Source organism: Streptomyces sp. SID5785, from assembly GCF_009870065.1.
In the GTDB taxonomy this organism is placed as follows: domain Bacteria; phylum Actinomycetota; class Actinomycetes; order Streptomycetales; family Streptomycetaceae; genus Streptomyces.
In genome coordinates, this window is record NZ_WWIA01000228.1 from 1 (window position 1) to 3,670 (window position 3,670).

The following is a 3,670-nucleotide window of genomic DNA, read 5'->3' on the forward strand; positions in this document are numbered from 1 at the left end:
TGGCGCCGAGGTCCTGCACGGCGTCTCCTTCCGGGCCGAACCCGGTCGGACCGTCGCCCTCGTCGGCTCGTCCGGGGCCGGCAAGTCCACCGTCGCCCAGCTGCTGCCCCGCCTCTACGACACCGACTCCGGCGCCGTCCGCATCGGCGGCGTCGACGTACGGGACCTGACCGCGTCCTCGCTGCGGGACACGCTCGGCATGGTCACCCAGGACGGTCACCTCTTCCACGACAGCGTCCGCGCCAACCTGCTGCTCGCCCGCCCCGACGCCACCGAGGACGAGCTGTGGGACGTGCTGCGCCGGGCCCGGCTCGAGACGCTCGTCGACTCCCTGCCGGACGGCCTCGACACCGTCGTCGGCGAGCGCGGCTACCGGCTCTCCGGCGGCGAGCGCCAGCGCATGACGATCGCCCGGCTGCTGCTCGCCCGCCAGCGCGTCGTCATCCTCGACGAGGCCACGGCCCACCTGGACAACACCTCCGAGGCCGCCGTCCAGGAGGCGCTCGCCGAGGCGCTCGAGGGACGCACCGCGATCGTCATCGCCCACCGGCTCTCCACGATCCGCTCCGCCGACCAGATCCTCGTCGTCGAGGACGGCCGCATCGTCGAGCGCGGCACCCACGCCGAACTCCTCGCCGTCGACGGCCGCTACGCCGACCTGTACCGGACCCAGTTCGCCGCCGGGGACCAGGCTCCGCCCCTGGAGGAGGCTGCGGGCGCCGTCTGATCCCCGCCGGGGGACGTCCCGCCGACCGGGCTCAGGGTGCGGGCGGCCGGTCCGGCCCGGGAACGACCAGCTCCGTCAACAGGTGTGCGTACGCCGTGGGCCGGCGCTCGTAGTCGGCGCGGGCGGCGACACCGGCCCGGTCCGCATCGGGGCCGCGCAGCAGGTCGATCGACAACTGGGCGAACCGTGCGGCGTCGGCCTCCGCCGCGGCGCCCGCGAGCAGCGGGCGCAGCCGAGCCGTCGCGCCCTTGGCCGCGAAGCGTTCGCCGGCGTCGGCGCGCAGCATCGAACGGCGCCCGGCCGCGGGCGCCGCGGCGGCCGTCAACCGGCCGAGCCCGTCCGCGAACTCGCCCGCCCGCAGTGCGTCCGCCCGCCCCTGCGGGCCGACGTCGACCAGCACGTGCAGTGCGTTGAGCAGCTCCGCGACCTGCGGTCCCGGGCGCTCCAGGACCGGCCGGCCCGCGTGGGCCCGCACGGTGTCGTCGGCCAGCTTCCGGGCCCCGGCCGTCAGCCGCTCGGCCGCGCCGGGCTGCACGCCGGGCAGCCGTGACAGGACCGGCGTACCGGCCTCCAGCACGTCCCGCGCGGTCCGGACGCCGCACCGGCGCAGCTCCTTCGCATCGCACCCGCGCCCCGCGGACCGGCGCAGCCGTTCGATCGGCACCCGCCCCAGCGCCTCGTCGACCAGCGACGACCGCAGCGGCTCCCACGCGGTGCGGACCGCCTCGACGGCCCGCGCGTGATCCTGCCCGAGCCGGCGTGCGGCCTCCTCCACGCGCCGGGCGCGGCGTACCAGCGAGGGGCTCGCTCCGCTGAGCCGGTACAGCGAGCGGACGTTGCCGCCGACCACGCCGACGAGCAGCAGGGGCAGCGCGATCCCGATCAGGTCGTCGGAGCGGTCGATCGCCCGCTCGTACGCGGCGTCGTCCTGGCCCAGCACCCAGAGGTCCCCCCGGCCGGACCCCTCGGTCACCATCCAGCCGGTCTCCCAGCCGTGGCCCGAGTCGGGGTCGTACTGCGGCGCCTTGAGCAAGGGGTCCCGTTCGGGATCGCACGCGTAGGGTCCCGTGCGGCGCTTGTGCGCGTAAGGATCCGACCAGGCGACCGTGCAGCGACCGTCGGCCTTCTCGCTCAGGACGGTCAGGTCGACCTGCTTGGTCTCGGGGTCCTCCGGGGCCGAGGCGTAGAACGCGTACGACGCCGCGAAGACGGCCAGACCGAGGGCGATCAGCCAGCGGAAGATCGGTACATGTCTCACTCGGCCCCCCTGAGCGGATTCATCGGTGCACGGCACGGTTTCAGGCGTGATACCGGCCCGGCAAGGCCCGCAGCGGGCAGTGCCCGCGCGCGGGCGCCTTCCGGGATCCGGCAGCGGGGGCGGCTTCACGTCGTGGCCGGTCAGGGGCTAGTGTTCGCTGCCGAACTGCCCGACACGGGGTGCCCCGCACAAGCGCGGGGCTGAGAACACACCCGTCGAACCTGAACCAGTTAGCACTGGCGGAGGGATGTCAGCGATGTCGATACCCCATGTCCCCGCGGCCCCGGCCGAGTCCACAGCCGACGCCTTCGACGGGCGGATGCCGGCCGCGCCCGGCGACTGGCGCCCCGAGGCCCGCGGCATCACGCCCGTGCCCGAGGACGCCCGCTACGGCGGCGCGGGCCGCCTGTTCACCGTCTGGTTCGCGCCGAATCTCACCATGAGCGGCGTCTTCACCGGCACCGTCGGCATCGCCCTCGGCCTCGACTTCGCGACCGCGCTGGCCGCCGTCGTGCTCGGCACCGTGCTCGGCGCCGTCCCCACCGCGTACCTCGGCACCTGGGGCAGCAGCACGGGCGCGGGCCAACTGCCCCTCGCCCGCCTCGCGTTCGGCCGGGGCGTCGTGGTGCCCGGCGCCCTGCAGTGGCTGTCGTCCATCGCCTGGGACGCGCTCATCGGCCTGTTCGGCGGCGACGCGCTGGCCCGGCTGTGCGGCTGGCCGTTCTGGCTCGGGGCGCTGCTGATGATGGCCGCACAGGGGGCGCTCGGCGCCTTCGGCTATGAGGCGATCCACCGGCTCCAGAAGGCGATGACCGCCGTCCTCGCCGTCGCCTTCTGCGCGCTCGCCTGGCGCCTCGCGGACGCCGGGGTCACCCCGGCCGGGCACGGTGCGGCGCACGGCGCGGACCGGGCCGGCGCCTTCGTGCTGACCATGACCGTCGCGCTGAGCCTGTCCGTGTCCTGGGCGCCGTACGCCAGTGACTTCAGCCGTTACCTGCCGCGGACGACCTCGCGGGTCCGCATGTTCTGGTGCACCCTCGCGGGCGTGGTCGTGTCCTTCACCGCGGTCGAGGCGCTCGGACTGTGGGGCGCCTCCGTCTTCACCGACCAGACCGCGCAGGGCGTCGACACCCTGCTGGGCGGCGGCGCCGTCGGCTCGCTCGGCCTGCTCGCGGTGGCCCTGGCCGCGCTGTGCAGCAACGCCATGAACGACTACAGCGGCTCGCTCGCCCTCCAGGTCGTCGGGGTCCGGATCCCGCGTCCCCTCGCGGCGGGCCTCGCGGCGCTGCTCGGCTTCCCCCTGGTGCTGTGGATGCACGCGGCCGACACGGCGGCCCGCTTCCAGAACGTGCTGCTCTTCGTCGGCTACTGGATCCCCGGGTTCGTCGCCGTCGTGGTCGTCGACTGGCTGGCCCGGGCCCGCGCGCGCCGCGGCGAGCGCGTCGACCTCGCCGCGGAGCTGGCCCGTCCGCAGCCGGTGCTGCCCGCGCTCGCCGCCTTCGCCGGGGCGTTCGCCGCCACCGTGCCGTTCATGAACACCGCGCTGTACGTGGGGCCCGCCGCGCAGGCCCTGCACGGAGCCGACCTCGGCTACTACGTGGCCTTCGGCGTCGCCCTCCTCCTCTACACCCCGTTCCGGCTGCGGCGGCGCGCCGCCGCCTGAGCCCCGCGGTGCGCTGCCTAAC

General features: G+C 75.4%; 3 protein-coding genes and 1 riboswitch. Of the genes, 2 read left to right on the top strand and 1 reads right to left on the bottom strand.

From position 1 onward, the window contains the following. Positions 1-727: ATP-binding cassette domain-containing protein (locus GTW43_RS06885; RefSeq protein WP_161300731.1), on the top strand; the 727-nt coding region annotated here is incomplete at its 5' end. Between the two features lie 31 nt (positions 728-758). On the opposite strand, the gene GTW43_RS06890 is transcribed toward GTW43_RS06885, so the two are convergent. After that, positions 759-1,985: a hypothetical protein gene (locus GTW43_RS06890; protein WP_343245926.1), complete on the bottom strand. Its 1,227-nt coding sequence runs from the start codon at positions 1,983-1,985 to the stop codon at positions 759-761. 165 nt (positions 1,986-2,150) lie between these two features. Next, positions 2,151-2,250: riboswitch (TPP riboswitch) on the top strand. On the opposite strand from GTW43_RS06890, the gene GTW43_RS06895 reads away from it, so the two are divergent. After that, positions 2,242-3,648: a cytosine permease gene (locus GTW43_RS06895; protein ID WP_161300732.1), complete on the top strand. Its 1,407-nt coding sequence runs from the start codon at positions 2,242-2,244 to the stop codon at positions 3,646-3,648. (Overlaps the previous riboswitch by 9 nt.) Positions 3,649-3,670 lie beyond the last annotated feature (22 nt).

Bases quoted from the DNA above. Each gene is read 5' to 3' on its own strand.
- GTW43_RS06895 (WP_161300732.1), top strand. From the start codon at position 2,242: ATGTCGATACCCCATGTCCCCGCGGCCCCGGCCGAGTCCACAGCCGAC.